At 45.7% G+C, this 26956-nt stretch carries 20 protein-coding genes and 1 tRNA gene; 9 read left to right on the plus strand and 12 right to left on the minus strand.

The annotated features are described in order from the left end of the window. Positions 1-122 precede the first annotated feature (122 nt). From BM100_RS07670 to BM100_RS07680, 3 genes are all read left to right on the plus strand, one after another. Positions 123-4508, plus strand: a complete 4386-nt coding sequence (locus tag BM100_RS07670) for a hemagglutinin repeat-containing protein (RefSeq protein WP_092509579.1) — start codon at positions 123-125, stop codon at positions 4506-4508. Between the two features lie 241 nt (positions 4509-4749). Beyond that, positions 4750-5691 carry an inner membrane protein YhjD gene (gene yhjD, locus BM100_RS07675; protein WP_420855307.1) on the plus strand — a complete coding sequence of 314 codons (942 nt, stop codon included), beginning with the start codon at positions 4750-4752 and terminating at the stop codon, positions 5689-5691. A gap of 107 nt (positions 5692-5798) precedes the next feature. Beyond that, the gene (locus BM100_RS07680; RefSeq protein WP_092509583.1) at positions 5799-5975 is read left to right on the plus strand and encodes a tautomerase family protein; all 177 of its coding nucleotides are present in this window, start codon (positions 5799-5801) and stop codon (positions 5973-5975) included. 358 nt (positions 5976-6333) lie between these two features. On the opposite strand, the gene BM100_RS07690 is transcribed toward BM100_RS07680, so the two are convergent. Further along, positions 6334-6981, minus strand: coding sequence for a hypothetical protein (locus BM100_RS07690; RefSeq protein ID WP_092509587.1), 648 nt, complete (start codon positions 6979-6981; stop codon positions 6334-6336). Continuing rightward, positions 6981-7460, minus strand: a complete 480-nt coding sequence (locus tag BM100_RS07695) for an Hcp family type VI secretion system effector (protein ID WP_092509589.1) — start codon at positions 7458-7460, stop codon at positions 6981-6983. The genes BM100_RS07690 and BM100_RS07695 overlap by 1 nt, the downstream gene beginning before the upstream one ends. A 569-nt stretch (positions 7461-8029) precedes the next feature. Between BM100_RS07695 and ada the strand changes: the two genes are divergently transcribed. Both ada and alkB read left to right on the plus strand, forming a co-directional pair. Then, complete coding sequence (gene ada, locus BM100_RS07700) at positions 8030-9091, plus strand: bifunctional DNA-binding transcriptional regulator/O6-methylguanine-DNA methyltransferase Ada (protein WP_092509591.1); 1062 nt, start codon at positions 8030-8032, stop codon at positions 9089-9091. Between the two features lie 93 nt (positions 9092-9184). Beyond that, entirely contained in the window at positions 9185-9850 is a 666-nt protein-coding gene (gene alkB / locus BM100_RS07705) for a DNA oxidative demethylase AlkB (protein WP_092509984.1), read from the plus strand. A 55-nt stretch (positions 9851-9905) separates the two neighbouring features. Here the strand turns inward: alkB and BM100_RS07710 are convergent, their stop codons facing one another. From BM100_RS07710 to BM100_RS07745, 8 genes are all read right to left on the minus strand, one after another. Beyond that, positions 9906-11378, minus strand: a complete 1473-nt coding sequence (locus BM100_RS07710) for a M16 family metallopeptidase (protein WP_092509593.1) — start codon at positions 11376-11378, stop codon at positions 9906-9908. A gap of 190 nt (positions 11379-11568) precedes the next feature. Continuing rightward, positions 11569-12294: a HAMP domain-containing protein gene (locus BM100_RS07715; protein WP_092509595.1), complete on the minus strand. Its 726-nt coding sequence runs from the start codon at positions 12292-12294 to the stop codon at positions 11569-11571. A 235-nt stretch (positions 12295-12529) separates the two neighbouring features. Then, positions 12530-13549: a dipeptide ABC transporter ATP-binding subunit DppF gene (dppF, locus tag BM100_RS07720; protein WP_092509597.1), complete on the minus strand. Its 1020-nt coding sequence runs from the start codon at positions 13547-13549 to the stop codon at positions 12530-12532. Then, the gene (gene dppD, locus BM100_RS07725) at positions 13546-14526 is read right to left on the minus strand and encodes a dipeptide ABC transporter ATP-binding protein (protein WP_092509599.1); all 981 of its coding nucleotides are present in this window, start codon (positions 14524-14526) and stop codon (positions 13546-13548) included. The genes dppF and dppD overlap by 4 nt, the downstream gene beginning before the upstream one ends. 12 nt (positions 14527-14538) lie before the next feature. Next, positions 14539-15441: a dipeptide ABC transporter permease DppC gene (dppC, locus tag BM100_RS07730; protein WP_092509601.1), complete on the minus strand. Its 903-nt coding sequence runs from the start codon at positions 15439-15441 to the stop codon at positions 14539-14541. 12 nt (positions 15442-15453) lie between these two features. Beyond that, complete coding sequence (dppB, locus tag BM100_RS07735) at positions 15454-16470, minus strand: dipeptide ABC transporter permease DppB (RefSeq protein ID WP_092509603.1); 1017 nt, start codon at positions 16468-16470, stop codon at positions 15454-15456. A gap of 145 nt (positions 16471-16615) precedes the next feature. After that, complete coding sequence (dppA, locus tag BM100_RS07740) at positions 16616-18229, minus strand: dipeptide ABC transporter periplasmic-binding protein DppA (protein ID WP_092509605.1); 1614 nt, start codon at positions 18227-18229, stop codon at positions 16616-16618. A gap of 602 nt (positions 18230-18831) precedes the next feature. Further along, positions 18832-18908: transfer RNA gene (locus BM100_RS07745), tRNA-Pro, on the minus strand. A 255-nt stretch (positions 18909-19163) separates the two neighbouring features. On the opposite strand from BM100_RS07745, the gene asd reads away from it, so the two are divergent. Together asd and BM100_RS07755 are read left to right on the plus strand one after the other, a co-directional pair. Continuing rightward, a complete protein-coding gene (gene asd, locus BM100_RS07750; RefSeq protein WP_092509607.1) occupies positions 19164-20282 on the plus strand; it encodes an aspartate-semialdehyde dehydrogenase in 1119 nt (372 codons plus the stop codon). A 62-nt stretch (positions 20283-20344) separates the two neighbouring features. Beyond that, entirely contained in the window at positions 20345-21250 is a 906-nt protein-coding gene (locus BM100_RS07755; protein ID WP_092509609.1) for a DMT family transporter, read from the plus strand. Positions 21251-21481: 231 nt separating this feature from the next. Here BM100_RS07755 and glyS read toward each other — a convergent pair whose 3' ends face one another. After that, entirely contained in the window at positions 21482-23551 is a 2070-nt protein-coding gene (glyS, locus tag BM100_RS07760) for a glycine--tRNA ligase subunit beta (protein ID WP_092509611.1), read from the minus strand. Positions 23552-23560: 9 nt separating this feature from the next. Continuing rightward, complete coding sequence (gene glyQ, locus BM100_RS07765; protein WP_092509617.1) at positions 23561-24484, minus strand: glycine--tRNA ligase subunit alpha; 924 nt, start codon at positions 24482-24484, stop codon at positions 23561-23563. Positions 24485-24693: 209 nt separating this feature from the next. Here glyQ and BM100_RS07770 point away from each other — a divergent pair, with 209 nt between their 5' ends. Continuing rightward, positions 24694-25257 carry a DNA-3-methyladenine glycosylase I gene (locus BM100_RS07770; protein ID WP_092509986.1) on the plus strand — a complete coding sequence of 188 codons (564 nt, stop codon included), beginning with the start codon at positions 24694-24696 and terminating at the stop codon, positions 25255-25257. 300 nt (positions 25258-25557) lie between these two features. Then, positions 25558-26814, plus strand: coding sequence for a valine--pyruvate transaminase (locus BM100_RS07775; protein WP_092509619.1), 1257 nt, complete (start codon positions 25558-25560; stop codon positions 26812-26814). The last annotated feature ends 142 nt before the right edge of the window (positions 26815-26956 follow it).

The following is a 26956-nucleotide window of genomic DNA, read 5'->3' on the forward strand; positions in this document are numbered from 1 at the left end:
CACTGCACATGGATACCTTAAGAATTTCGCGTTGCATCAAGACGGCAAGGGAATACAGCCAGCAAAGAGGCAATTTGAAAAACGGCGGGTAGAAATAAAGAAAGAAGATAAAAGGTAATAATATGAAAAGAAAAAAATTCAAGTTATCTCCCACGGGAAAACTCGTCGCATCAATGGCCATTATTCTGGCCTCCTGTTCAGCCAGTTTCGCCAATGGCATTACACCCGGAGGTGATGCAGCGCACCGCCCGGATGTGAACCAGGCCAGTTCAGGGGCAACCGTCGTCAATATTGTTGCCCCTTCAGAATCCGGGTTATCACATAACCAATTCACAGACTTCAACGTTAATCAAATGGGGGCAGTATTAAATAACTCATTGGTTGATGGGCAATCGCAATTGGCCGGCCAACTGTCGGCCAACAGCAATCTGAACGGGCGCACGGCCACCGTGATATTAAATGAGGTGATCAGCCGCAACCCGTCATTATTGCTCGGTCAGCAGGAAATATTTGGCATGGCCGCCGATTACGTACTGGCAAACCCCAACGGCATTACCTGCAATGGCTGTGGCTTTATCAATACCAATCAGGCTTCATTGGTTGTCGGCAATCCGCTGGTAGACAATGGCATTTTGCAGGGATTCAGCAACTTCAATAACCAAAATTCCCTGAATATCAGGAACAATGGCTTGTCTCACAGTGATGTCCTGAACTTGATTGCGCCAAAAATTGACAGCAATGGGCAAATTGTTACCTCAAAAGACCTCAACATCACCACCGGGAATAACAAAGTTTCAGCCGATGGGCGTATTTTGGCTTCACAGCCAGCGAGAATTGGTGCACTCGATAGTTACTATTTCGGCAGTATGCAGGCCGGCCGCATTCGTCTGTTAAATACCGCAGAAGGAAGTGGCGCCAATTTACAAGGCAAGATGACCGCCGATAATAGTATCGATATTACCTCCCTTGGCGATGTGAAGTTAGAGGCAGCCACACTGCAAGGCGGCGATATTGCCGTACAAGGCAAAAACATACTGTCTCAGGGGTTATTACACAAATCTTCGTCAAATACTCTGGGTGATGACAACTCCGAAGGCCGATTCAAAGGCCGGTATGCCGAACAAAAACAGATCAGTGAATCAGTCGCCCGTACCCAATTGGCGGGTAAAAATATCACTTTGGTTGCCAAGCAGGACAATAAAGTGACGGCAACGGATATTAAAGGGGATAATGTCAAACTGACGGGCGCCAACCTGACATTAGAAGGCCAACAACTTCACCAGCTGAATAGCGACACTGATAATAACTGGAAAATGTCTTGGCAATATGACGTCACTAAAGAGCATGAAAAATATCAGTATGAAGGCAATACCATTACTGCCCGTGAAAATATTCACCTGACTGCCAACGAAGGAAATGTCGAAGTACTTGGCAGTACAATTGCAGCCGGTAATCAATTGTCTGTCTCCGCCCAAAAAGAGGTGAAGCTGGCCGGGCTGGTGGAATCAGAAATGGAGAAAGAGAGCGGGTATAAGAAAAATCATAAGGCCTCATTACAAACAGGTTACTGGAATGATATCAATACCTCTCAACGAAACGTTGCCAATAAATTGCGCTCCGGCGGTGATTTGGGCATTAAGGCGGGTGGGAATATCGATGTTGTCGGCACTCGTATTCATTCCGACAAAAACCTGATCGTCTCTGCGGGACAGCAAACCAACATTACGGTGCAATCTCTCACGAATGAACACCTCATCACCAAAGATAAAACCTACTGGGGTGGCCTCGCGGGTGGAAGCAATAAAAATAATAGTGACAAGACTGAAACACACCATATTTCCGAGGTGACCGCCAACGGGCATTTACTGTTGAGCAGTGCAAATGGAATCACCATTACAGGCAGTAAAGTTAAAGCTCAAAAAGGTGCCTATGTTGAAGCCAACGACGGACAATTAACGATTGATAACGCCGTCAGCCATATCTATAAATCCGTAGATGAAAGACAAGGCACGGTCTTCAACATCACCAAAAATACCAACCAAGAACAGAACAAACAGCAGAAATCTTCCGGTAGCCATTTGAGTTCTGATACCGAGCTGAAATTACTCAGCAATAAAGATATCAATGTCATTGGCAGTCTGGCGAAAAGTGCCGGCGAGCTGCAAATAAACACTTCGGGTAATATCAACATACTGAATTATGGTGAGCAAAGTCAGTACCAGCAGACAAAAAGCGACCTTAAGTGGCATTACTACACAGAAGAGACAAAAGATAAGCAATACCGAGCGGGTGTAGGTTTTGAACACTCACTCAACAAACAGGAAAACGAGCGTACCACCCAAAAACCATCCGAATTGAATGGCGGCACGCTCATTGTGAATTCGGGCCAAAATGTGACGGTGACAGGCTCCAATCTGGTAGCCAAGCAAGGAGATGCGAGAATCACCGGCAATAATATTTCCCTGTTGGCGGGAGAAAACAGCTCTTCGGCTTCGACTTCGCAAGAAAAACTCCAGAGCAACGTATTTCTCACCGGCGGCATGGATAAACTCGGCAGTGGTGCTGAAGGCGTTTATAACCGCAATAACCAATCCCAGAGCAAAACAACAGCAACTGTAGCCCAAACTCGGGTGACCGGTAATCTCGAACTGAATGCAAGGGGTGAATTGAAACAGCAAGGTACTGACCACCAAGTTCAGGGAACGTATCAGGCCAATGCCGGCAGCATCAAGAATGTGGCAACCTTTAACACCGAATCCACCTCAACGGAACAATTGCGGGTAGGAGGGGAGATCAGCGGTACAGCCGATTACAGCGCAACAACCCGCCCGGTGGAAAAAACAGCCAAAGCCGCCGCCGACAAGCAGTTGGATACCGCTATCACGAAAACACGCCTGCCTAATGCCGGCATTGAGCTGGCCATGAATGGCAACAGCCGCTACACCAATAATCATCAATCCAATGCGGTTGTGACTTCCGTCAAGGCCAGCGATATCAAGGCAACGACAAATGGTGATATCTACGATCAAGGTACCCAATATCAGGCCAAGAAAGACAGTGTCTCGCTGACCGCCGGCAGCCACACCAGCGAAGTTGCATTCAATCGCCAGAACAGCCATTCTGCTGACACCAAAGGCGATGCCCGCTTGCGTGTCTATACCTCAACAGGCGCGGATATTTCCGTTAACGGCAAAGGCAGCGGCAGCTATCAGGCAACATCAAACAATAACACCAGTGCAGTCACCAGCAACATCAATGCCCATAACAACGTCAATGTCCAAGTAACCAGAGATGCACGCTATCAAGGGACAGCGATCAAGGCCAATAATGGTTCAGCCAACATTGATGCGGGTGGGAATATCCGGTTCAATCACGCAACCAATCGAAACGAGCAAAAAAGCAACGGTTACAATGCCGAAGTTTCCCTGACAGCGGGAACCAATCCCGATGGCAATAACTTAAGCGGCAGTCTGGGGGGCGGTTACAACACTGACCACCAAAACAACATAACCGCCCAAACCAGCGCGATTGCCGGCGAGAGGGGTGTCAATCTGCATGCCGGTAATAACCTGGCCTTACAAGGAACCCATGTTTCAGGTAAGCAAGTTGACTTAACCGCCCAGCGTGGAAAAATCGACCTGACTTCAGCACAAGACATCGCCAATGCCGATGGTTGGAATTTTGGAGCCAAGGCCAACGGTGGCACCTCTTCCAAGGCACGCAGCAGTGAAGGTGATGACACAGCAGCGGATAATAACGCAACCAGCATCATCGACAACAAATACAATCTGGGTGGTGAATTGAAATTTGGCGTCAATCAACTGGCTCAGACGACCCACCGCAACACACAAATTTCCGGCGGTAATGTCACATTGACCAGTGCCGGAGATACGTCACTCAAAGGCGCAAATGTCACGGCAGATGAAATAACGGGTAAAGTCGGTGGCAGTTTCAATGTTGAAAGCCTGAAAGACAGCACCCACAGCCTGAACGTCGGCCTGGATGCTGGCTTGGGTTATAGCAGAACCGTCAAGGGCGACAATCCTAATAAACTGGCTCTTCCTACTGTCGCAACCGACAATGCCAAGGCTGATGAAGAAAATCCGGGGCTGAAAGAGCAGTTGGCGGCGACGTTCAAGGGCTTCAAAGGCAAACTTAAAGGCAATTACGATACACTCGATCGGGAAGCAATCGGGGAACAGACAGCCCTGACCGGCACCCAAAAAGTTAATCTGGATATCACCAATAACACGTCTTTAGTGGCAGGTAAAATTGACAGCACCCAAGGGCCTGTCGTGGTCAATACGCAACAGATCCACCATCAATCTGTAGCGGGATACGACCGAGGCAGAAACATGGGGGCTAACGTACCGGATTCCATCGCAAGTCTGGCTTTCTCGGTACAAAAAGATGTTTTATCCGGCAAAGTGCCTTTCTTGAAAAACGAAAGCCATAATACTGAACTGCCTGCTGTTAACAGCGGCATAAAAGGCCACAAATTAGATTGATCATCATGATCACGCTTTGATCTCCTGTACGGTAGCGGCTGATGTTGCTGCCGTACTTTCCCCCTCTCCTTATTGCCTTTTCTGCTTTGCCTGTTACTCTTTTTTTCTCATACCGCTATTTTCTACTTAACAATATGATGAATAACGGTATGGTGAGTCATCAATGGTGAATAACACTCAGCACGACCAGATTTAAGGGGAAGTAATGCCAATTGAGCTTGAGAATAAACAGCAAACCAATATGAGGAAAAACCGCACTCCGTTAGAAAAAGGGCTGCATAGCAGCAAAAAAGCGCTTTCCGTGACAATTCGTATTGGCAATGCTATCCGGCGTATTCCTTTTATTGCTCATTTAATTCGGGCAGCACAGCGTTTTAACGATCGAATGGGCAGCCAATTTGGCGCTGCAATCACCTATTTCTCTTTTTTATCCCTGATCCCGATTCTGATGCTCTCCTTTGCGATAGCCGGTTTTGTGCTGGCCTCCAATCCAGACTTACTGACCCGCCTGATCAACGGCATCGCCAATAGCATCAGCGATCCTGCTCTCGCCAATACACTGAAAAACAGTGTCGATACCGCGGTTAACCAAAGAACAACGGTGGGGCTTACGGGGCTTGCAATCGCACTTTATTCCGGGGTGAATTGGGTTGGAAACTTACGTGAGGCGATACTCGCCCAATCCCGGGATATTTGGGAGCGCAATCACGAAGATAAAGAGAAAATCTATTTTCAATACATTCGCGATTTTTTTTCCTTATTCGGGCTGCTATTCGCGTTGGTCATGACACTTTCACTGACCTCCATTGCAGGATCAGCCCAAGCCACTATCGTCCATGCCCTCGGATTGGAGAACATTGAATGGCTCCGCCCTGCATGGACATCAATTGGCCTGATCATTTCCATTTCTGCCAATTACTTATTATTTCTATGGATATTATGGATATTGCCCCGCCACCGACCAGAACGGAAGGCCTTGTTCAAAGGGACACTCATGGCAGCCATCGGATTTGAAATCATCAAATCCATTATGACCATGATGTTGCCACGCCTTGCCAGCTCCCCTTCCGGAGCCGCATTTGGTTCAGTGATCGGTTTAATGGCATTCTTCTATTTCTTCGCCCGCCTGACACTCTTTTGTGCCGCGTGGATTGCCACGGCTGAAGAGAAGAAATCAGAATAAAACTCATCCAATGATAAGACTGTTTTTTGCTGTACCCACACTCCCGCACCAAAGCGGGAATGCTTCATCAGAAGCATTTCATAACAAACTAAAAAAGGAGTCATTTTATGCCATTTGTGAACATCAAAATTACCCGTGAAGGTGCAACCCAACTGCTGGTGGATGTACTTGGAAAAAATCCCGCTACAACCTTTGTAATCATCGATGAAGTAGAAACAGATAACTGGGGGATTGGCGGAAAAAACGTAACTGAGTTAAGGGCTGCGGCGAAAGCGAAGTCGTAAAGTCATCACATCATTTCTAATAATAAAAAAATCGGCCAGTTTTTTAACGGCTGATTTTTTTATTATTAGATATCCCTAAAACAAAAATCATCGTGCACTTGCTCCAGTGATGCTGAATAAACATATCTTATTGTAGGGTACTGAATTTAATCTTAATTTTTTCAGTTAAATAATATAATAAAGCAGCAACACCCAATCCCACTAGTGAAAAAAATAGATATTTATATTTATCATCGAAATCTGTTAGCAGCCCAAAATAAACAAGAGCTATAAATGAGCCAGAGCTAAGACCGATGATCACGCTTTGTAATAAGTACATAGAGAATCGCATCAATAATCTAAATAATCGCATTTTTTATTATTCCAATTTTTTCACAAATTCATCGAATATAGTATCGAATAACTCTCTATTTTTACTATAGTTTTCTATCGCTTTAACATAGGGATTCATTTTATTTTCTACTAGAAAATAAAGCAAATCTAAGTCCCCCTCTCTCCTCAATTTCATATATAACTCAGGATTTTTTTCTGCTAGATCTCGAGATGTATAGATTGCTCTTGAAACTGATGAGCCAACGCTTACTACACTAAGAGCAATTGTTGAACCAGCAAATTTAGTCAGCCACCTTGATCCAAAAATAGCACCTAAGTGGCCTCCAAAAATGACCTGCTTTCCAACCATTCCTCCTAAAATACTTCCAACTTTTGTTTCAACTAATCGTCGTTTCTGTTCATCACTAAGTTTGTCGAAATATTCTTCAAAGATAATTTGGATAACTCTTTCAATGCTTTGCATTGAAAGCAGATTTGCCTTTATCATATAAGCAAAACGATATTTATCGTTTTCATTCTCATATCTATGTTCTGTATCTAGAAAATCGTATCCTAAATAAAACAGATCCACAGGAACATCTAATAAACCTGTGGCAACACCTGAAAAAAATCCACTATCATTATCAGTGATTGTGGATACCATGCTTTCAGCAATATCTTTAGCACCGTCCATCAGTAAACTCTTTCATCCCAAAAGCTATATGAGCTTGTTGAACAAGCTACATTGTTCCAAGTAATATCCGTATATTCTATTGAAATAATTTCTTGCGGCGTCATTTGATTACTATTCAGAGAGTGAGGATAATCTGATTTAAGGCTAGATATATAAGCACCACCCAGTCTAATTTTATAAAAAAGCTCTAGCCCTCCATTTTCATTTGTACGCCAAAAATGAAATATACATTCTAGCTTCTCATTGTCATTGATACTCTTTGCCAATAGTGGAGATGATTTATCTATGGGTTTATTGATTATAACTGGATGATGGGAAACATTTTGCTTCCTTAACATAACATGCTGAATACTATAAATAAATATTTCATTTTCATGGCCTTTTTGAGATTTGTTACCTATCGAATTTTTCTCTCCACAACCAGCAGAAATGAAACCTTGATTTTCACCATTTATTGTTAAATAAATTAGACTTGACATATTTGCCTTAATATAAATTAGAGTGACTCTATTATCATTTAAAATGATAATAGTCCTAGAATCATTTTAAATAAATTCAGTACAAACAATCAAGTTAATATATTTAACTTCTTAGGCTAAAAAACGTCCTATCAAATAATTGTGATTAATGTCACAAAATTAAATATCAATACACTCCATATATAACAAGAAATATTCATTACGCTTACTCTTTATTAAACAACGTCCATTCATCCCAATAAGAAATAATATACTGCATCATGTAATATTTTAACGATTAATTGTCCACCATAACTGTTATTCATTGATATCTTGATACAATTCATCTCAAATAGATCTATTTGTCCAATGAATACGTAGATAGATACCAACTTTGCTATTAGTCTGGAAATGCGGTCTATGTGTCCACTCCCCAGTAATACACAAAAAAAATCAGAATAAACTTTCAATACAGATTGGCATCAGTTTTTCCAAAAATTAAAAAAGCAAGGAGCGGAGTGTTTTTTCAGCCATCATATATCAATATATCATTATCCCGATATTCACTAGCTGATTCTCACAGGTGATATATGAGTAGCAAAAATTTGTGGACAACCGATGACGAACGTTGGCAGGCCATCATTGAACGTGACAAAAGAGCCGACAATCATTTCGTGTATGCTGTGCGTACTACGGGCATATATTGCCAGCCTTCCAGTACCGCCCGTCTCCCAAAGCGAGAGAATGTCGTGTTTTTTGATAACGAAAACGATGCCAAACAACAAGGCTATCGCCCAAGCAAGCGCTTGTCTAATCACCAACCAGAGCAAACGGCCGGATACCTTGCAAAAATAGCGCAAGCCTGCCGTTATATCGAACAAAATGATAACACCACACTGGAAAAGATTGCCCGCCATGTCGGAATGAGCGCATTTCATTTCCACAGGCTGTTCAAATCTCAAATGGGTTTGACACCAAAAGCCTACGCCGATGCTTACCGTGGTCAACGTTTGCGAGATAATTTAGAGCAAAACAATAGCGTGACCGAAGCGATTTTAGAGGCAGGTTTCAATTCCAGTAGTCGGTTCTATGAAATTTCATCTGATTTATTGGGCATGACACCAAAAGTTTGGCGCACAGGCGGGAAAGGGATGCAAATCCACTTTGCGCTCGGTATGTGCTCATTGGGTCATATTCTAGTGGCGCAAAGCCAGAAAGGAATTTGTGCGATTTTATTGGGAGATGACCCAGATAAGCTCTTGCAAGATCTGCAAGATAAATTCCCGCAATCAGAGTTTATCGGTGGAGATCCCCAGTTTGAACAGCTTATTGCCCATGTCGTCGGGTTTATCGAAGCGCCGGAAGTTGCGCTAAAATTGCCACTGGATATTCGGGGCACAGCCTTCCAACAACGTGTTTGGCTCGCTTTACGGGAAATCCCTGTAGGTAAGACAGTGACCTACACCGAAATAGCGGAACGCATTGGTTCGCCAAGATCTGTGCGCGCAGTTGCCAATGCATGTGCTGCCAATATGCTGGCGGTAGCGATTCCATGTCATCGCGTAATCAGGCATGACGGCACCTTATCCGGCTATCGTTGGGGAGTGAAGCGTAAACGCGAGTTGTTGGCTCGGGAGGCCAAAAAACGATGAGTATGCTCGCTGATTTTATCTGCCGATTGGTGGGTGTAAACTGGGATGCCATGCCTTCGAAAGGCTTTTTTACGATGCTCGGTGACAATGATGATAGATGATTTATTTGCCAACGACGACAGCATCATTCGCCAATGGCAAGAACCTCTGGCAAAGGATGCCGTTGTTTTGCGCGGTTTTGCCTATGATGAAGCACCCACATTATTGCAGCACATTGCAACGATTGCTGAAACTGCTCCTTTTCGCCATTTTATCATCCCGAACGGGCATACTATGTCGATCGGCATGACTAACTGCGGCACATTTGGTTGGACAAGCAATGCGCAAGGATATCGCTATACCGAAGTTGACCCGCTGTCGGGGCAAGCATGGCCGCAGATACCAGCAATCTTTCTGCAACTCGCTCAACGGGCTGCTGATCACGCGGGATTCCCCCACTTCGTACCGAATGCCTGTTTGATTAATCGGTATCATCCGGGGGCACGTTTGTCTTTACATCAGGATAAAGATGAGATGGATTTTTCCCAGCCTATTGTGTCGGTATCTTTAGGCTTGCCGGCAACTTTTTTATTCGGTGGGCTACAGCGTACACAGCCTTGCCAGCGTGTGACACTGACTCATGGCGATATTGCGGTATGGGGTGGGGATGCTCGTCTGTGCTATCACGGTGTATTGCCGCTCAAAGATGGAATAGCCCCCTTACCATTGCAAGATAACGTGCGTTATAACCTCACATTTCGGCGAGTTTCACGGCTTTAAGTTCGCTATCTTAAAATGCCATTAGGCTACCCATCAATCCAGATTATGGCTGACTTTATTGCTCCACCACTTTCGCGGTGCCAGACTCTTTTGCGCTCTCGGGCAATGGCCCCGGCCGCATGATCTGATTAAAACTGTCTCTTATCTGGTTAACATCAATTGCCGCTTCATTTTTTGGTTGCAGCAGAATAAAAGAGATTTCTTGAGACAACATCTCCTGCATTTTTTTATTCAAAATCTGTGGCGTCAGGGAGGATAAAAACGACTGTCTTAAACGTCGGTATTGTTCCGGAGCGATGTCTATCACATTATTTTGTTGCGATAACAGCCGCTGGTTAATCAACGAAGCGGTATCTGAACGGGCATACATGGCGTACACATGCTGGAGCTGCTTACGGTTTTGGTCATAAAGCTCATCAAACTGATCTTGCGGCAGACCGTTTTCACGCAATGATGACAACTGGGAAGCCAGATAATGTGTGGAAGCCATCAGTTTATCTGCGGGAGCACTCAGGTTTAATGAGCAGTTCGCCCGTTGATAAATCACATGGCAATCCAAGCTCAGTTTCATCTGATTTTGTTTCTCTTTCAGCCCCAATTGCAGGTAGTGGAAAAGCGCTTCACGTGCCAGATCGTTGAGCCAATACTGAGTCAGTGCCTTAGAGTCATTAATCGGAAACCAATTCAGATTCCAGATCAGAGACAAATTGTCCTGTTGGGCTTTATCGCTTACAACACCGACGGTTGCTGCTTTCAGGGGCAATAATGTGGGAACCTGAACGGGTGTCTGCCGCTTGCCTGCCAATGGCGTGAATGTTTGATTGATCCGCTCTGGCAATGTCCGGCTATCAACGTTACCCGCAATATATAAAGTCATTGCATCTGGGGTGTACCATTGCTGATAGAAATCTGCCACTTTCTTCACATCCACGGGCATGGACAGCGGCCTTCCCGGATCATGCCCGATCAGGGTCGAGCCTTGCAGCCGCATACGCCATACCGGATCTTGGGTATCAGATGGAAAAGTTGTGACGAGGTTTCCGGAATCTTTCATGGCCTGCGCCAATGTCCTCTGCGTAAATACTGCTCCACCGGCAATATCGGATAACCAGATCAATGCATCTTGCAGCAGTTCAGGGCGGTTATTTGGCAGGCTCAGGCTATAGAGCGTGAAATCATATGAAACAATGGCGGGAGGAAAGGGGTTTTTGGTATCAATGACGTTGCGCCACAGGTTTTCAAGTTTTTGGGATGATAAATCTTTACTGCTGGATAAAACAATTTTCGGGATAAGATAGGTATAACCTTGTTGCTGTTTCTTCTCAGAGAGTGAGCCTGTCTTGACCAATAACCGCAACTGGATCCTGTCATTGGGCCGCTGTGGTGTTTGCAGGATCTCCCAACTGAATCCATTCTCAAGCTTACCCTGTTGCCAGGCAGGATCGGGCTGCAAGGTTTCTGCTTGAGCCAGGCAAGTCATTGCCAGGAGCGTGCCACCAATAAGATATCCAATTTTGTTGCCCTGCATTCTCACTTACCCCTACCTGTTTAGTTTTATCCTTTACAACCTACGACAATGATAACGACATGAATATTACCATCGCACATGATGCCCGTCGCCTTTCAAGTTGCCTCGTTGTTGGCTGTATGTATTCCCTTGTCGTCTCAATGCAACTGGGAACCCATAGGATATAGACCATTATTCATCTTATAAGGTTTCATTTAGATGGCGTTTTCTGCTTCTTAACTTGCCGATTGTAGCCTTTTACCAGTAATCCCAACTCATCATCTTGATGGCCTTTAGGACAAGGCATTGGTGCTGGTGGCTGCTCTTTATTCAAAGGCGGTTCTTCATTCAACTCACGCGCAATATCGCGCAAAGGGTGTACGATAATGCGATTGACACACCAGCTTATCGCCACTGTCAGAATAAGTGCGAGCAATAAATAGGTCGTCAGCATTAATGCAAGTGTATTTAAGGCAAAGCGGTAGACCCTGTTGGAATCAACCTGCAAGATGAGATGCCCCTGTGATTCTACGGTTTTTGGCGATACGCCATAAACGTAGAGAGGAATATTGACCTCAACGGGAATGCCGAAAACCCGCTTCGCCAACTCCGGGATAGGCCGATGAGTGGCAAAATCCAAGCTCATGACCCGAACATTGTCAGACAATACCACATCTGCCCGCCCCAGAATGCCTGAAGTCTTAAGCCCGATTAATAGGGTTTTCGCCCTATTGAGATCTGAACTCAATAACGCGTCTGTCAAAGGAGCCTGAATCTGTGCAGCCGCATTATTAAGCTGGTTGATATAGTCATCTTTCCGTTGCTGCAACAAGTGCGATAACTGGATCGTGATGAAAATGGCAATGGTTACCAAAGTGACTCCTGTCACTGCGGCCATCTGTTTAATGGTTAGAGAACGTTTGACACGCAATTTCATCTTATCCAAACCGATAATTGTAAAAAGACTGGTTACTGCACCTTAACAATGCGTCTGAGTATACTTGATTTTCTTTGCGGTCGTCTTATTTTGATGAATTCAAAATAGAAAAATGACCGGGATATAACGGTGATATGTACTAATATGACGACATAACGCTTTAATTTATTATATACCTGTCGTCTTTCCCGTTGCAGCTTGGTTAGCTGCGCTCACCCATCCCGGTCAGATGTACTTAAATGGATACGCCTTCGTCCTGTTCGACCGCAAAACACGCGATCCGATGCTCTCCATATTGCTTCAATTGAGGCTGGAATTGAGTACAGTGGCTGGATGCCCGACGACAACGGGCTGCAAAGGCACACCCAGGAGGTGGATTCATTGGGCTGGGTAATTCCCCCGTCAACTTGATGCGCTCACGCCGCAATTCAGGGTTCAGGCGCGGAGTCGCAGACAGCAACGCCTGAGTATAAGGGTGTCGCGGGTTATTAAAAATCATCTCCTTATGACCTTTTTCTACGCAACGCCCCAAATACATTACCATCACTTCATCGGCAATATGTTCAACAACCGAAAGATCGTGGGATATAAAGACGTACGATAGTCCCAAGTCCTGCTGCAAGTCCATCATCAAATTCAAAACCTGCGCCCGCACTGAAACATCCAACGCAGAAACCGGTTCATCCGCAATCACAACATCCGGATTCAACATTAACCCACGAGCAATGGCAATCCGCTGGCGCTGACCACCGGAAAACATGTGCGGATAACGCGAATAATGCTCTGCCTTTAATCCCACTTTTTCCATCATCTGCAAAACTTCTTTCTTGCGTTCGTCTGCCGTCAGTGAAGTATTAATCAGTAATGGCTCTTCCAGGATCTGCCCCACTTTTTTGCGGGGATTCAAAGAGGCATAAGGGTTTTGAAATACAATTTGAATTTTCTGCCGACGCAGTTTTTCTGCCTCTTTATTGGGCACCAATAAATCTTGCCCCAGATAATAAAGTTCTCCGTCAGTCGGCTTCTCAATCATGGTCAGCAAACGGCCAAGTGTGGATTTTCCACATCCTGATTCCCCGACAACTGCCAGTGTTTTGCCCTTTTCCAGCTCAAATGAAACCCCATCCAGCGCCTTGACCATACGTTCAGCAGAAAATACGCCCGTTTTCACCGGATAGTATTTCTTTAACTCAATGGCTTTCAGCAAAGGCACCGTATGCTTTTTCTGTTCGCTGCTATTTTTTTGAGTGCTCATACTGTCGGCCTCCCCTCGTCATCCAGCGGCATGTGACATTTAACCTGATGCCCTCCTATTGACTGCAATGGAGGCTCTACCTGACGGCAATGCTCATTGGCATAAGGGCAACGGGGATTGAGCAGGCATCCGGTCGGGCGATCATATTTTCCGGGCACAACGCCCGGCAGGGATTCCAGACGGGATTTATTCGTTGCAAATTCCGGCAATGCCCGTAATAGTGCCTGCGTATAAGGGTGGCGGGGAGCACGGAAAATCTCCGTTCCTTTACCAATTTCGACGACCTGCCCGGCATACATCACAATGATATGGTGTGCCGCTTCTGCCACCAGCGCCAAATCATGGGTAATCAAAAGTAAGGCCATATTTTCTTGCTGCTGTAATTCCAACAGCAATTCGATGATCTGCGCCTGAATGGTGACATCCAATGCGGTTGTCGGTTCATCGGCAATCAGGAGTTTCGGACGACAAGCGATGGCCATAGCAATCATGACGCGCTGGCTCATCCCGCCCGATAATTGATGCGGATAAACATCCAGACGAGAAGCAGGATCAGGGATCCCCACGAGTGTTAGCAGATCAATCGCCCGTTGGTGCCGAGTTTTCCGATTGCCACCCTGATGGATTTTCAACGCCTCCATAATCTGATAACCGACGGTGTAACACGGGTTAAGGCTGGTCATGGGATCTTGAAATATCATAGCCACTTCCGCACCAACCAACTGACGGCGCTCTTTTTCTGAAATTTTCATCAAATCACGGCCATTAAACTCCAGTTTTTCAGCCATGACCCGACCCGGATAATCAATCAACCCCATAATTGCCAATGAGCTGACTGACTTCCCGGAGCCAGATTCTCCAACAACCCCGACAACCTCGCCCTGCTCAACACGGTAGCTGATACGGTCAACGGCGCGGAATGGCGCACTTTTTTCTCCGAAGTGCACCGATAATTGCTCTACATTCAACAATGCCATTTCACAATACCCCTACTGCTTGAGCTTGGGATCGAGTGCATCACGCAGCCCGTCCCCCATTAGGTTAAATGCCAGTACTGTCAGTAAGATAGCCAGTCCCGGAAAGGTCACAACCCACCATGCACTCTGGGCAAATTGCAAAACATCAGCCAGCATCGTGCCCCATTCTGGCGTCGGTGGCTGTGCTCCCATTCCTAAAAACCCAAGGGCAGCCATATCGAGGATGGCATTGGAAAAACCCAATGACGCTTGCACAATCAGCGGTGCAAAGCAGTTTGGCAAAATATTGATGAACATCTGACGCATGGCACCCGCACCAGCCACTTGAGAAGCAGTGACATAATCACGGTTAACTTCAACCAACACCGCCGCTCTCGTCAGGCGAATATAGTGCGGCAGGGCGACAAAAGTCAGGGCCAGTGATGCGTTGACGATTGACGGCCCAAAGATTGCCACCAGCACTAATGCCAGCAACAGGCTTGGCAATGCCAGCATGATGTCGGCAATGCGCATGATGACAATATCCACTATGCCGCCGAAATAACCGGCCAGCACGCCCAATACGATGCCCATTATCAGTGACATCACCACAACCATGCAGCCAACCAACAATGAAAGGCGCGCACCATACATCAAGCGGGACAGAATATCGCGCCCGACGTCATCAGTACCGAGAATAAACTGCCAGCTTCCGCCATCCTGCCATACCGGAGGCGTCAGCAAAGCATCGCGGAACTGTTCGGCCGGGCCATGTGGTGCCAATACTCCCGCCAATAAGGCAACGAGCAGCATGATAATAATATAAATGAGGCCAGCAACTGCCCCTTTGTTACGTTTAAAGTAGTGCCAAAATTCCTGTATCGGCGTCATCAATTCTGGCGCACCCGATACTGCTGGCTCAGTTGTTTGAGTCATCATGTGCTCCTATTATTTATGACGAATGCGTGGATTGACGATGCCGTACAGCAAATCGACGATCACGTTAACCAGAATGATCATGCTCGCCACCAGCAATACGCCGCCCTGCACAACGGGATAGTCGCGACGCTGCAAGGCTTCAACCAGCCACCGCCCCAGTCCCGGCCATGAAAAAATAGTTTCTGTCAAAATGGCTCCGGCCAGCGTCATCCCCACTTGCAAACCGATGACCGTAACGACGGGCAATAAGGCGTTACGCAATGCATGAACGATAATGACACGGATACGGCTCAAGCCTTTCGCACGAGCAGTACGGATATAATCTTCACTCAGGACTTCCAGCATGGAAGAGCGGGTCATGCGCACAATGACCGCCAATGGAATGGTTCCCAGCACCACAGCAGGCAGGATCATATGCATCACAGCATCTTTAAAATCGCCCTCTTCACCCCAAAACAGCGTATCAATCAGCATAAAACCCGTCAGGGGATAACTGTCATCAAGGAAAACACTATCGCCTATCCGCCCAGACACGGGTGTTAGATTTAATTGGACAGAGACCAGCATAATCAGCATGATCCCCCACCAAAAAATTGGCATGGAGTAACCGGTCAATGACACACCAATCGCGGTGTAATCAAAAATGGAGCCGCGCTTGACTGCCGCCAATACGCCAACCGGGATACCGACTGAGATAGCCAGTAACATCGCGCAGAAGCCTAATTCGAGAGTGGCCTTAAAGCGCGGAACAAATTCGTCCCATACTGGAATTCGGCTTTTTAAAGAAATGCCCAAATCACCATGCATTACTCCATTAACATAATGAAAGTATTGCTCCCAGAGAGGCTTATCCAACCCCATTTCAGCCATTAATTGAGCGTGACGCTCAGCAGAAATACCGCGTTCCCCTGCCATAATCAGCACCGGGTCACCGGGGATCATATGTACAAAAGCGAAAGTCAGCAGCGTAATGCCAATAAACGTCGGGATCACCAACCCCAGACGTCGGAGGATAAATTGCAGCATATCCTGAATTCTCTTTTTAAATACCAGTCACGGCTCTTGAGGCCGTTTGGTGTAATGCCTGATTTGACTTGCCCATTAAAGAAGCGAAACCATCCCCACAGAAAAATCTGGGGGATGGACAATCACAACAGCTCAACAGCAAGAGTTATTTTTCGAGATCAACGTGGTAAAAGAGGTGTTTGCCGAGCGGATCGACCACATAGCCTTTCACTTCTTTACGGATAGGTTCGTAAACCGTCGAGTGGGCAATCATCAATGCAGGGACTTGCTCATGCATTACCACCTGAGCTTGCTTATAAAGATCCGTTCGTTTATTGATATCAGTGGATTCACGGGCTGCAACGATAAGATCTTCAAGTGGCTTGTAGCACCATTTTGAATAGTTGGAACCCTGCTCTTTGGCTGTACAACTAAACAGTGGAGTAAAGAAATTATCAGGATCACCATTATCCCCTGTCCATCCCATCATGACGGTTTTCGGCTCTCCGTCTTTGGCACGTTTCAGGTATTCTCCCCACTCGTAGCTGACGATTTTTGCTTTAACACCAATTTTCGCCCAGTCAGCTTGGATCATTTCCGCCATGCGACGGGCATTTGGGTTATACGGACGCTGTATTGGCATAGCCCACAAATCCGTTTCAAAACCATTCGGGAAGCCTGCTTCTTTCAACAATTCCTTCGCCTTGGAGGGATCATAGCCGTAATCTTTAATGTCATTGTTGTAACTCCACATTGTAGGGGGAATCAGGTTTTTCGCTTTTTGCCCTGCGCCCTGATACACCGCTTCAATGATGGCGTCTTTATTCGTAGCCAGTACCAATGCCTGACGCACTTTCAGGTTATCCATAGGAGGCTTAGAGACATTGAATGCGAGGTAACCGATGTTCAAGCCCGCCTGCTCTTTCAGGACAATATCTTTATCCTGCTTCATGCGCGCAATATCGGCCGGGTTTGGATACGGCATCACCTGACATTCATTTTTCTGCAATTTTGCATAGCGAACAGAAGCATCAGGAGTAATGGAGAAAACCAGACGATCAATTTTCGCGGGTCCTTCCCAATAATCTTTGAATGCCTTGTAGAGAATGCGAGAGTCTTTCTGATATTGCTGTAGTTGGAACGGGCCTGTACCAATCGGATTCAGGTCAACTTTCTCCGGTGTACCAGCCTTCATCATGACATCGGCATACTCTTTGGAAAGAATTGAAGCGAAATCCATTGCCAAATTAGCCAGGAAAGGAGATTCAGGGCGGGTTAACACAAAGCGAACAGTATAGTCGTCCACTTTTTCTATTTTGCTGATGATATTCCCCATATCCATGCCAATAAAGAATTCATAGCCGCCGCCAGACACTTTATGGTAAGGATTGTTTTTATCTTTCTGACGCATAAAAGAAAAAATAATATCATCGGCATTGAAATCACGTGTTGGTTTGAAATCTTTACTACTCTGCCATTTCACGCCTTTACGCAAATAAAATGTATAGCTTTTGCCATCCTCACTGACTTCCCACCGTTCAGACAGGCTAGGGATAACCTCTGTTGTCCCTAATTTGAAATCCACCAGCCGACTATAAATGGGTCTGGCCGTGGCATCGAAAGTTGTCCCAGTCGTAAATAACTGTGGGTTGAATCCTTCAGGGGAACCTTCAGAACAGTAAACCAGCGTTTTAGCCTGAATGCTGGCAGTTACAGCCAAAGCGATAAGGCCGACGCCCAGTTTCAAAAAGCTGGACTGTTTTTTTTTGGAGATTGCCATTACTTAAGCTCCGTTTGTTATGTTTATTGTGTTTCAGCCAGCCCAGAGTTTTCTTCCTAAATGCCACTGTCCCAGCTTGTTTTATAGTTTTTCGTTTATCAATTAATCAATTGTTATGCCTAACGTCAACATAAGCACACATTGCATCACGAACATAAGAAGAACATAAAATTAAAGAATTATTAACAAACTTGGTTAAAAAACATGACAACAAGCACATTAAGTAGACAATACAACCAAATAATCGGCAAATAAGCAGAATTAATATCTAATAATGATATTTTCTAATTTGTGACCAAATACGTAAATAATAGACAGGGAAGCTTACAAAAAAGGTGGGGGAACATATGATTCGAGGAACATTCTTTCTGTATAACTGTTTTAAATATAACCAGTTAAAGAGAAAGTTATCACGTCCTTTATTAAATCCACTATTTTATTCATTAATTTATTTTATAGAAAATTAAAAGCAGAACTCAGTAAGAATGATAAAAAAATGATAGGGAGTACCTTTTACTTTTTTATAAGGGCAAAGCTTATAAAAAAAATAAAAATGCCACATACGAAAAAACCCCGCTCATAAGAGCGGGGTTTCAGAATGCTGGTCGGCGAGAGAGGATTCGAACCTCCGACCCACTGGTCCCAAACCAGTTGCGCTACCAAGCTGCGCTACTCGCCGAAAACGAAGCGCATCTTACTGCCAGCGTCGCAAGCCGTCAATACCTTTTTAAAGATAAGTGTTTAATTGGCGAGAATACAACCATAATACATACCATGACCTATCTGATTAGGTAAGCCATTAAGATGTTATTCATGAAATTTGTTTTCGTCAAAGAACGCCACCCGATATTTGGTGACATCAATCTAGCTGTGATGTATAACAAATTTTGTTCAATTTATTAACAATATCCAACTTAAATATAGGTTGATGAATATGAAACAAGTAGGCTTAGTCGGTTGGCGGGGAATGGTGGGTTCAGTCTTGCTGGAACGTATGCTGGAAGAGAATGATTTCCACGGTATTGCCCCGCATTTTTACAGTACTTCCAGCGCGGGTGCTATCGGGCCAACAATTAATGGCGTCACTTATCAGTTAAAGGATGCCAATAATCTTCAAGAGTTGGAAAAGATGGACATTATCATCACCTGTCAGGGTGGCGATTACACCAACGCGATTTATCCAACATTGAAGAAGAGTGGCTGGCAAGGTTATTGGATTGATGCCGCCTCGGCGCTGCGTATGGATAAAGACTCCTGCATTATCCTTGATCCGGTTAATCGCCCACAAATCGACAAAGCGATCAATGATGGCCTCAAGCTGTTTGTGGGGGGTAACTGTTCTATTACCCTGAGCTTAATAGGCCTCGCAGGGTTAATCAAAGCAGATTTGATTGAATGGATGAGCCTGATGACCTACCAATCTGCTTCCGGTGCAGGTGCCAAACAAGTACGTGAATTAATCGCCCAGAGTGCTTACATCAGCCAGCACCTTGATCAGGAAGAGCTCACCAATAAATCCCCCATACTGCCGTTGGTGAAAAAAGTCAGCAAATTGATCTCCAATTCAGAAATGCCAACTGACGCGTTAGGCGCGCCATTAATGGGTAGCATTATCCCTTGGATAGATAGCGACCTCGGTGATGGCAATAGTCGGGAGGAATGGAAAGGAGAAGCGGAAACCAACAAAATCCTCGGCCTGAAACCTAATACCATTCCCGTCAATGGGCTGTGCGTTCGAGTTGGGGTTATACGCTGCCACAGTGCGGCTATTACGATGAAATTGAAACGTGAAGTGAGTGAGCAAGAGTTTGCCGACCTAGTGCAGAATGCGCACCCATGGGTAAATTATGTACCAAACAATAAACAAGACAGCGTTCGCCAGTTAACCCCTGCCGCTATCAGTGGTTCGCTCAAAGTTGGCATCGGCCGTTACAAAAAAATGGCGCTCAATAATGAACCGGTTTATTCCGTATTCACTGTAGGTGATCAGCTACTTTGGGGAGCGGCGGAACCACTGCGACGCATGCTCAATATCCTTCTTGGCCGTACGTGATAAGTCCATGATGAAAAAATAAACCATGAATATGGTAATCATTGTTCATTAAAGGAAATCGTATGCGTCAATATATGGGTTACTTTGCAGCTTATAGTTGGTGCTTTATCACCGCCTTTTCAATGCTCATGACGAGTGAAATAAGTCAGCGTTTAAGTCCTTTCATCGTCTGTTTTTTTACCTTTACATTGACTACGGTGGTCTTTTTATTCTGGAATATCCGTCACATCGGCGCACTGTGGCGCCGTATCCGAGAAAAGAGTGTTATCGGCCCAGTGCTGCTCCTCAATGTCAGTAGTTTCGTCGGTTGGGGTTTGCTGATTTATCCACTCACTTACCTCCAACCCACATTGGTCACGACACTTACCCTTGGAATCAACCCGATTGCAACGGCAGTAATTTCTCGTTTGTTCCTGAAACAGGTTGTATCACTCAAGCTGCTGGGTGTCAGTTTGGCCCTGTTTCTTATTATTGTCTTTCTTAGCATTCAGGCTTGGTACGGTGAAGGCATCATCGCAGGCACACCGCCTCTGCAAGTCGCGCTGTCGTTGCTGTGTTGCTGTCTGGCCGGGATTGCAACTTCGGTGAACAATATTCTGACTAAAAAAATCATGCTGAATGGTTTTGGTATTGTGGATGTCATGTGCCTTCGCTTTTATCTCACCATCATCCTCTCCGGCATTATTGGTTTCTCCACTCACGAGGTCGTGTTCAATCAGGATCTGGCTCTGTCCATCCTACTGACAACCTTGATCTTTGTAATGATTCCTATGGTATTGATACAATTCGCCCTAAAAAGTCTCGATCCGTTCAGGGTAGCGATTATTTCTCCTCTGATGCCCGTGTTGGTTGTGCTCATGCAGTTGTATGGCAATACCAGCATCCTCTCAGAAGCCACCATCAGCGCCACTATGATGACTTGGCTGTTAGTGTCTGTCGGTACGTACTGGGCCATAAAAAAGACGTAACAAACCATGAGGTACGCTGGTGCTCTTGGCTAGCTACCTCTGTCGCAATATGTATGCATGTAAATAAAGCAGTTTGCCAGACTGAGATGCCGACCAAACCCTGAACCTAAAAAGAAAACCGCCCGTGATTAAGCGGGCGGTTTTACGGAGCTAAAGTTTTATGTCAAACAAGAGTTCTATACAAAACAACAGCTTCAGGCAAACAGTTCAATCATATTCGCCGGACAGTACTTACTGAAGCAGTGAGATATCTGCAACACGCAAGAACAGATCACGCAATTCGCTCAATAATGTCAGGCGATTGACTCGGACTTGCAAGTCTTCATCCATGACCATCACATTATCGAAGAACGCATCTACCACTTCGCGCAGGGAAGCCAATTCAACCAGCGCATCCTGATAATTGCCTTCCGCAAACAGTGGTACCAGTTTTTCTTTCAACACAACCAGATGTGTTGCCAGTTGGATCTCTTCTGCTGCTTTCAAGACGGAAGCCTGAACGCTGTCATTCAGTTTCTCTTCTGATTTTGCCAAGATGTTGGAAACACGCTTATTGGCAGCCGCCAGAGAAACCGCTTCATCCAAGGTGCGGAAATGCGTTACCGCTTTCATGCGGGCATCAAAGTCAGCCGGTTGGGTCGGGCGACGTGCCAGTACCGCCTGAATAGTATCAACGCTGTAACCCAGCTCCTGATACCATGCGCGGAAACGGCCGAGCATAAACTCCACCACATCATCCACGGCTTTCTCGTTGGTCAGCTTGTCACCGTACAGGCGCACCGCCTCTTCTGCCAGAGTCTGGAGATCAAGAGGCAGTTTTTTCTCAACGATGATACGCAGAATACCCAATGCCGCACGACGCAACGCAAACGGGTCTTTATCCCCTTTCGGATGCTGGCCGATACCGAAGATCCCTGCCAATGTATCCATTTTATCGGCAATGGCGACCGCACAAGAAACGCCTGTTGATGGCAATTCATCACCTGAGAAACGCGGCTGGTACTGTTCATTCAATGCCAACGCCACTTCTTCGGCTTCACCGTCGTGACGGGCATAGTGCATGCCCATCACACCCTGTGTATCGGTGAATTCGAACACCATATTGGTCATCAGATCACATTTGGACAGCAAACCCGCGCGAGCTGCATGTTCCACATCTGCGCCGATTTGTTCCGCAATCCAGCCAGACAGAGCCTGAATGCGGTCGGTTTTGTCACGCAGTGTACCCAATTGTTTCTGGAACAGGACGGTTTCCAGACGTGGAAGATTATCTTCCAGACGCTGTTTGCGGTCTGTTTTGAAGAAGAATTCAGCATCCGCCAAACGTGGGCGCACAACTTTTTCGTTACCGGAAATAATTTGCTGCGGATCAGAAGATTCGATATTGCTGACAAAAATAAAGTTCGCCATCAATTTCCCTGACTTGTCGTAAACAGGGAAATATTTCTGATCGCCTTTCATGGTGTAAACCAATGCTTCAGCAGGAACGTCGAGGAATTTTTCTTCGAATTTCGCAGTCAGAACAACTGGGAACTCCACCAGCGAAGTGACTTCTTCCAGCAAGCTGTCATTCAGATCAGCCACACCGCCAAGTTGAGCAGCGGCCTGTTCTGCATCACGTTTGATTACGGCTTTACGTGCTTCATAATCTGCGATCACGCGGCCACGTTCCAGCAAAACAGTCGGATACTGTTCAGCATTCTCAATGCTGAATTCAGGCTCACCCATAAAGCGATGCCCGCGCACAATGCGGTCTGACTTGATACCCAGAATGCTGCCTTCAACCACTTCGCTGCCCAGCAGCATCGTGACAGTGTGCACCGGACGAACAAATTGGGTCTCTTTATCACCCCAACGCATTAATTTAGGGATAGGCAGTTTAGCCAGCGAGTTGCTCACCATCTCCGCCAACAGCGCTTTGGCTTCACGGCCTTTGACTTGGGCGCGATAGAGCAACCATTCACCTTTATCCGTGACCATGCGCTCGGCCTGATCAACAGTGATGCCACAACCACGGGCCCAACCTTCCGCCGCTTTGGTCGGTTTACCTTCGGCATCGAATGCCTGAGCAATGGCAGGGCCACGTTTTTCAACTTCGCGATCAGCCTGTGCTGCTGCCAGATCTGCCACTTTCAGCGCCAAACGGCGAGGAGCCGCAAACCAGCTAACTTCACCATGACCCAGATTAGCGTTATCCAGCTCTGCTTCAAAATTAGCCTTAAAAGATTCAGCCAGCGAACGCAGTGCTTTTGGTGGTAGCTCTTCTGTACCGATTTCCACAAGGAAAGTCTGTTGAGTCATGATGGCCTCTTAGTTCTTATTACGAATAGTCTTGTTACACATAGGGAAGCCAAGCGCCTCGCGGGAGGCATAATAAGCTTCAGCAACTGCCTTGGTCAGGGTGCGAATGCGCAGGATATAACGCTGACGTTCAGTCACGGAAATCGCTTTGCGGGCATCCAGCAAGTTGAACGTATGACCCGCTTTCAGAATGCGTTCATAGGCTGGCAGTGGCAGTGGAACTTCCAGTTCCAGCAACTCCTTCGCTTCTTTTTCATATTGTTCAAAGCAGGTGAACAGGAAATCCACATCGGCATGCTCGAAGTTATAAGTGGATTGTTCTACTTCATTCTGGTGGTAAATATCGCCATACGTGGTTTTACCCAGCGGGCCATCGCTCCATACCAGATCGTAAACGCTGTCAACGCCCTGAATATACATGGCAAGACGTTCCAAACCGTAAGTAATCTCGCCGGTTACAGGCTTGCACTCAAGGCCGCCAACCTGCTGGAAGTAAGTGAATTGGGTCACTTCCATGCCATTTAACCAAACTTCCCAGCCCAGCCCCCAGGCGCCCAAGGTTGGGTTCTCCCAGTTATCTTCAACAAAACGGATATCGTGAACGGTAGGATCAAGCCCCAGCTCTTTCAAAGAACCAAGATACAGCTCCTGAATATTATCCGGCGATGGTTTGATAATAACCTGAAATTGGTAGTAGTGCTGGAGGCGGTTTGGGTTTTCGCCATAACGACCGTCAGTTGGACGACGGGAGGGTTGCACATAAGCTGCGGCAATAGGCTCAGGCCCCAAAGCACGCAAACAGGTTATAGGATGAGAAGTTCCTGCGCCGACTTCCATATCCAGTGGTTGGACAATGGTACAGCCTTGATTTGCCCAGTAATCCTGTAAAGTCAGGATGAGCCCTTGAAAGGTTTTGGTATCAAACTTTTGCATGTTGAATCCGCACGCGATACATAAGAATTAAACGAAAGGAGCCAGTATACCCTTTGACCGTAAGATATACAGCACTGATCGCCTGCCAATTTTGCCGCAGTATAAAAAAATCTTATTTAAGTCTCTTTACTTGTATATTTATACAGTTAAAATCAGCTCTATTCTTCAATTTCATCTGTGGGGATGTTTAGTTTATGAGCCAATCATTTATGCATACAGAAAGTACTCGCTGCGGTTGGGTAACATCCGATCCTGATTATCTGGCCTACCATGACAATGAATGGGGCAAGCCATTGAAAGAGAGCCAACGGCTGTTCGAGTTGATTTGCCTGGAAGGGCAACAGGCTGGCTTATCATGGCTCACCATCCTGAAAAAGCGCGAAGGTTACAGAAAGTGTTATCACCAATTTGATCCGGTCAAAATAGCTAAAATGAATGAAAGCGATGTTGAACGGTTAATGAAAGAGCCTGCCATTGTGCGCAATCGCGCGAAAATCAACGCCATCATTCATAATGCCCGCGCTTATCTGCGCATGGAAGAACAAGGTGACGATTTCAGCAAATTTATCTGGCGCTTTGTTGATGATTCTCCCCTGATCAATCACTGGAAAACATCGGCAGAAGTTCCTGCTCAAACTGCCATTTCTGACGCTCTTTCCACGGCATTGAAAAAACGAGGGTTTAAATTTATTGGCAGCACGACTTGCTATGCTTTTATGCAGGCAGCAGGCTTGGTAAATGATCACCTCACCACTTGCTTATGCCGAAAATAACTATAGGCAACCACAAGAAAGTAGCCCAAATTAATAATGGCGTTCATTAAAAATTGTTTGTCACGTAAGTTAATTATCTATCAATGGAGAAAAATTTAAAATTAGCGCATAAAAATAAACAAAAATATCACGTTAAAATAAAAAACTGGATTAAACTCAAATATCAGGTTGTTAAATCCAGAAATTACCTGATATACAATATATATAAATACAGAATAGCTACTTTTCTCCATTGCACCCTAGTAATGGGCAGAGTATGGTGTCTCCATCTTATACAAAAAAACAGACGCAAACACCGTTATGAAATTCTCGCAATTCGGAAACAAATTTACACAAAATTCAGGGATTACTCGCTTGATGAATGATCTCAACCAAGGCCTGAGAACACCTGGCGCAATTATGCTGGGTGGCGGTAATCCTGCCCATATTCCTGAAATGGATGATTATTTCCAGCAAATATTGACTGACATGGCGTCAAGCGGCCAATTGAGCGAGACACTCTGTAACTATGACGGGCCACAAGGGAAAAATACGCTTATTAATGCACTGGCCCAAGAATTACAAGAAAAGCTGGGTTGGGAGATCCAACCACAGAATATTGCTCTGACCAACGGCAGCCAAAGCGCTTTTTTCTATCTATTCAATTTATTTGCCGGCCGGTCTGAAGACGGTTCAATGAAGCGGGTTTTATTTCCCCTTGCGCCAGAATATATCGGTTATTCAGATTCCGGTTTGGATGAAGGGTTATTTGTTGCGAATAAACCCAATATTGAACTGCTGCCCAACGGGCAATTTAAATATCACGTTGATTTCGAACATTTAAATATTACCGAAGATATCAATCTGATTTGTGTTTCTCGCCCAACCAATCCAACCGGTAATGTCATCACTGACGAAGAACTCCTGCGTTTGGATGGAATTGCCCAACAGCATCAAATCCCCCTACTTATCGACAATGCCTATGGCGTCCCATTTCCCGGCATTATTTTTAGCGAAGCGACCCCGCTGTGGAATCCCAACATTATCCTGTGCATGAGCCTGTCCAAACTTGGCCTTCCTGGCTCACGCTGCGGGATAATCATCGCCAATGAAAAAATCATCAATGCTATCAGCAACATGAATGGCATTATCAGCCTCGCTCCGGGTGGCGTCGGGCCTGCTATCGCTCTGGAGATGATCAGACGCAATGATCTGTTCCGTCTATCGCAAAATGTCATTCAGCCGTTTTATAAGGCACGGGTAGAGCGCGTAATTGAGATTATCCGCCGACATCTACCAGAAGGGCGCTGCCTTATCCATAAACCGGAAGGGGCAATATTCCTCTGGCTCTGGTTCAAAAACCTGCCAATTACAACGGAAGTGCTTTATCAGCGATTAAAGAAAAGGAAAGTACTGATGGTTCCGGGTCATTTCTTTTTCCCTGGACTGGAACATGATTGGCCTCATGCCCATCAATGTATGCGCATGAACTATATCCCTGATGAGGAAAAAATCGAAGAAGGCATCCGTATTCTGTCTGAAGAGGTTGAAATAGCTCATAGAGAGGCTGAACGTTAATCTGTACAGCAAGCGGCCATCATCAAAATAAAAAAAAGCTCCCTCATTTAGGGGGGAGGGAGCAAGATGATAACGAGGACTTTTACCTGCGAACAGGACAGTAGTTATTAGAATCCCAAAAGAATTCTTCACACACACTAGG

The organism is Xenorhabdus mauleonii, from assembly GCF_900113945.1.
In the GTDB taxonomy this organism is placed as follows: Bacteria; Pseudomonadota; Gammaproteobacteria; order Enterobacterales; family Enterobacteriaceae; genus Xenorhabdus; species Xenorhabdus mauleonii.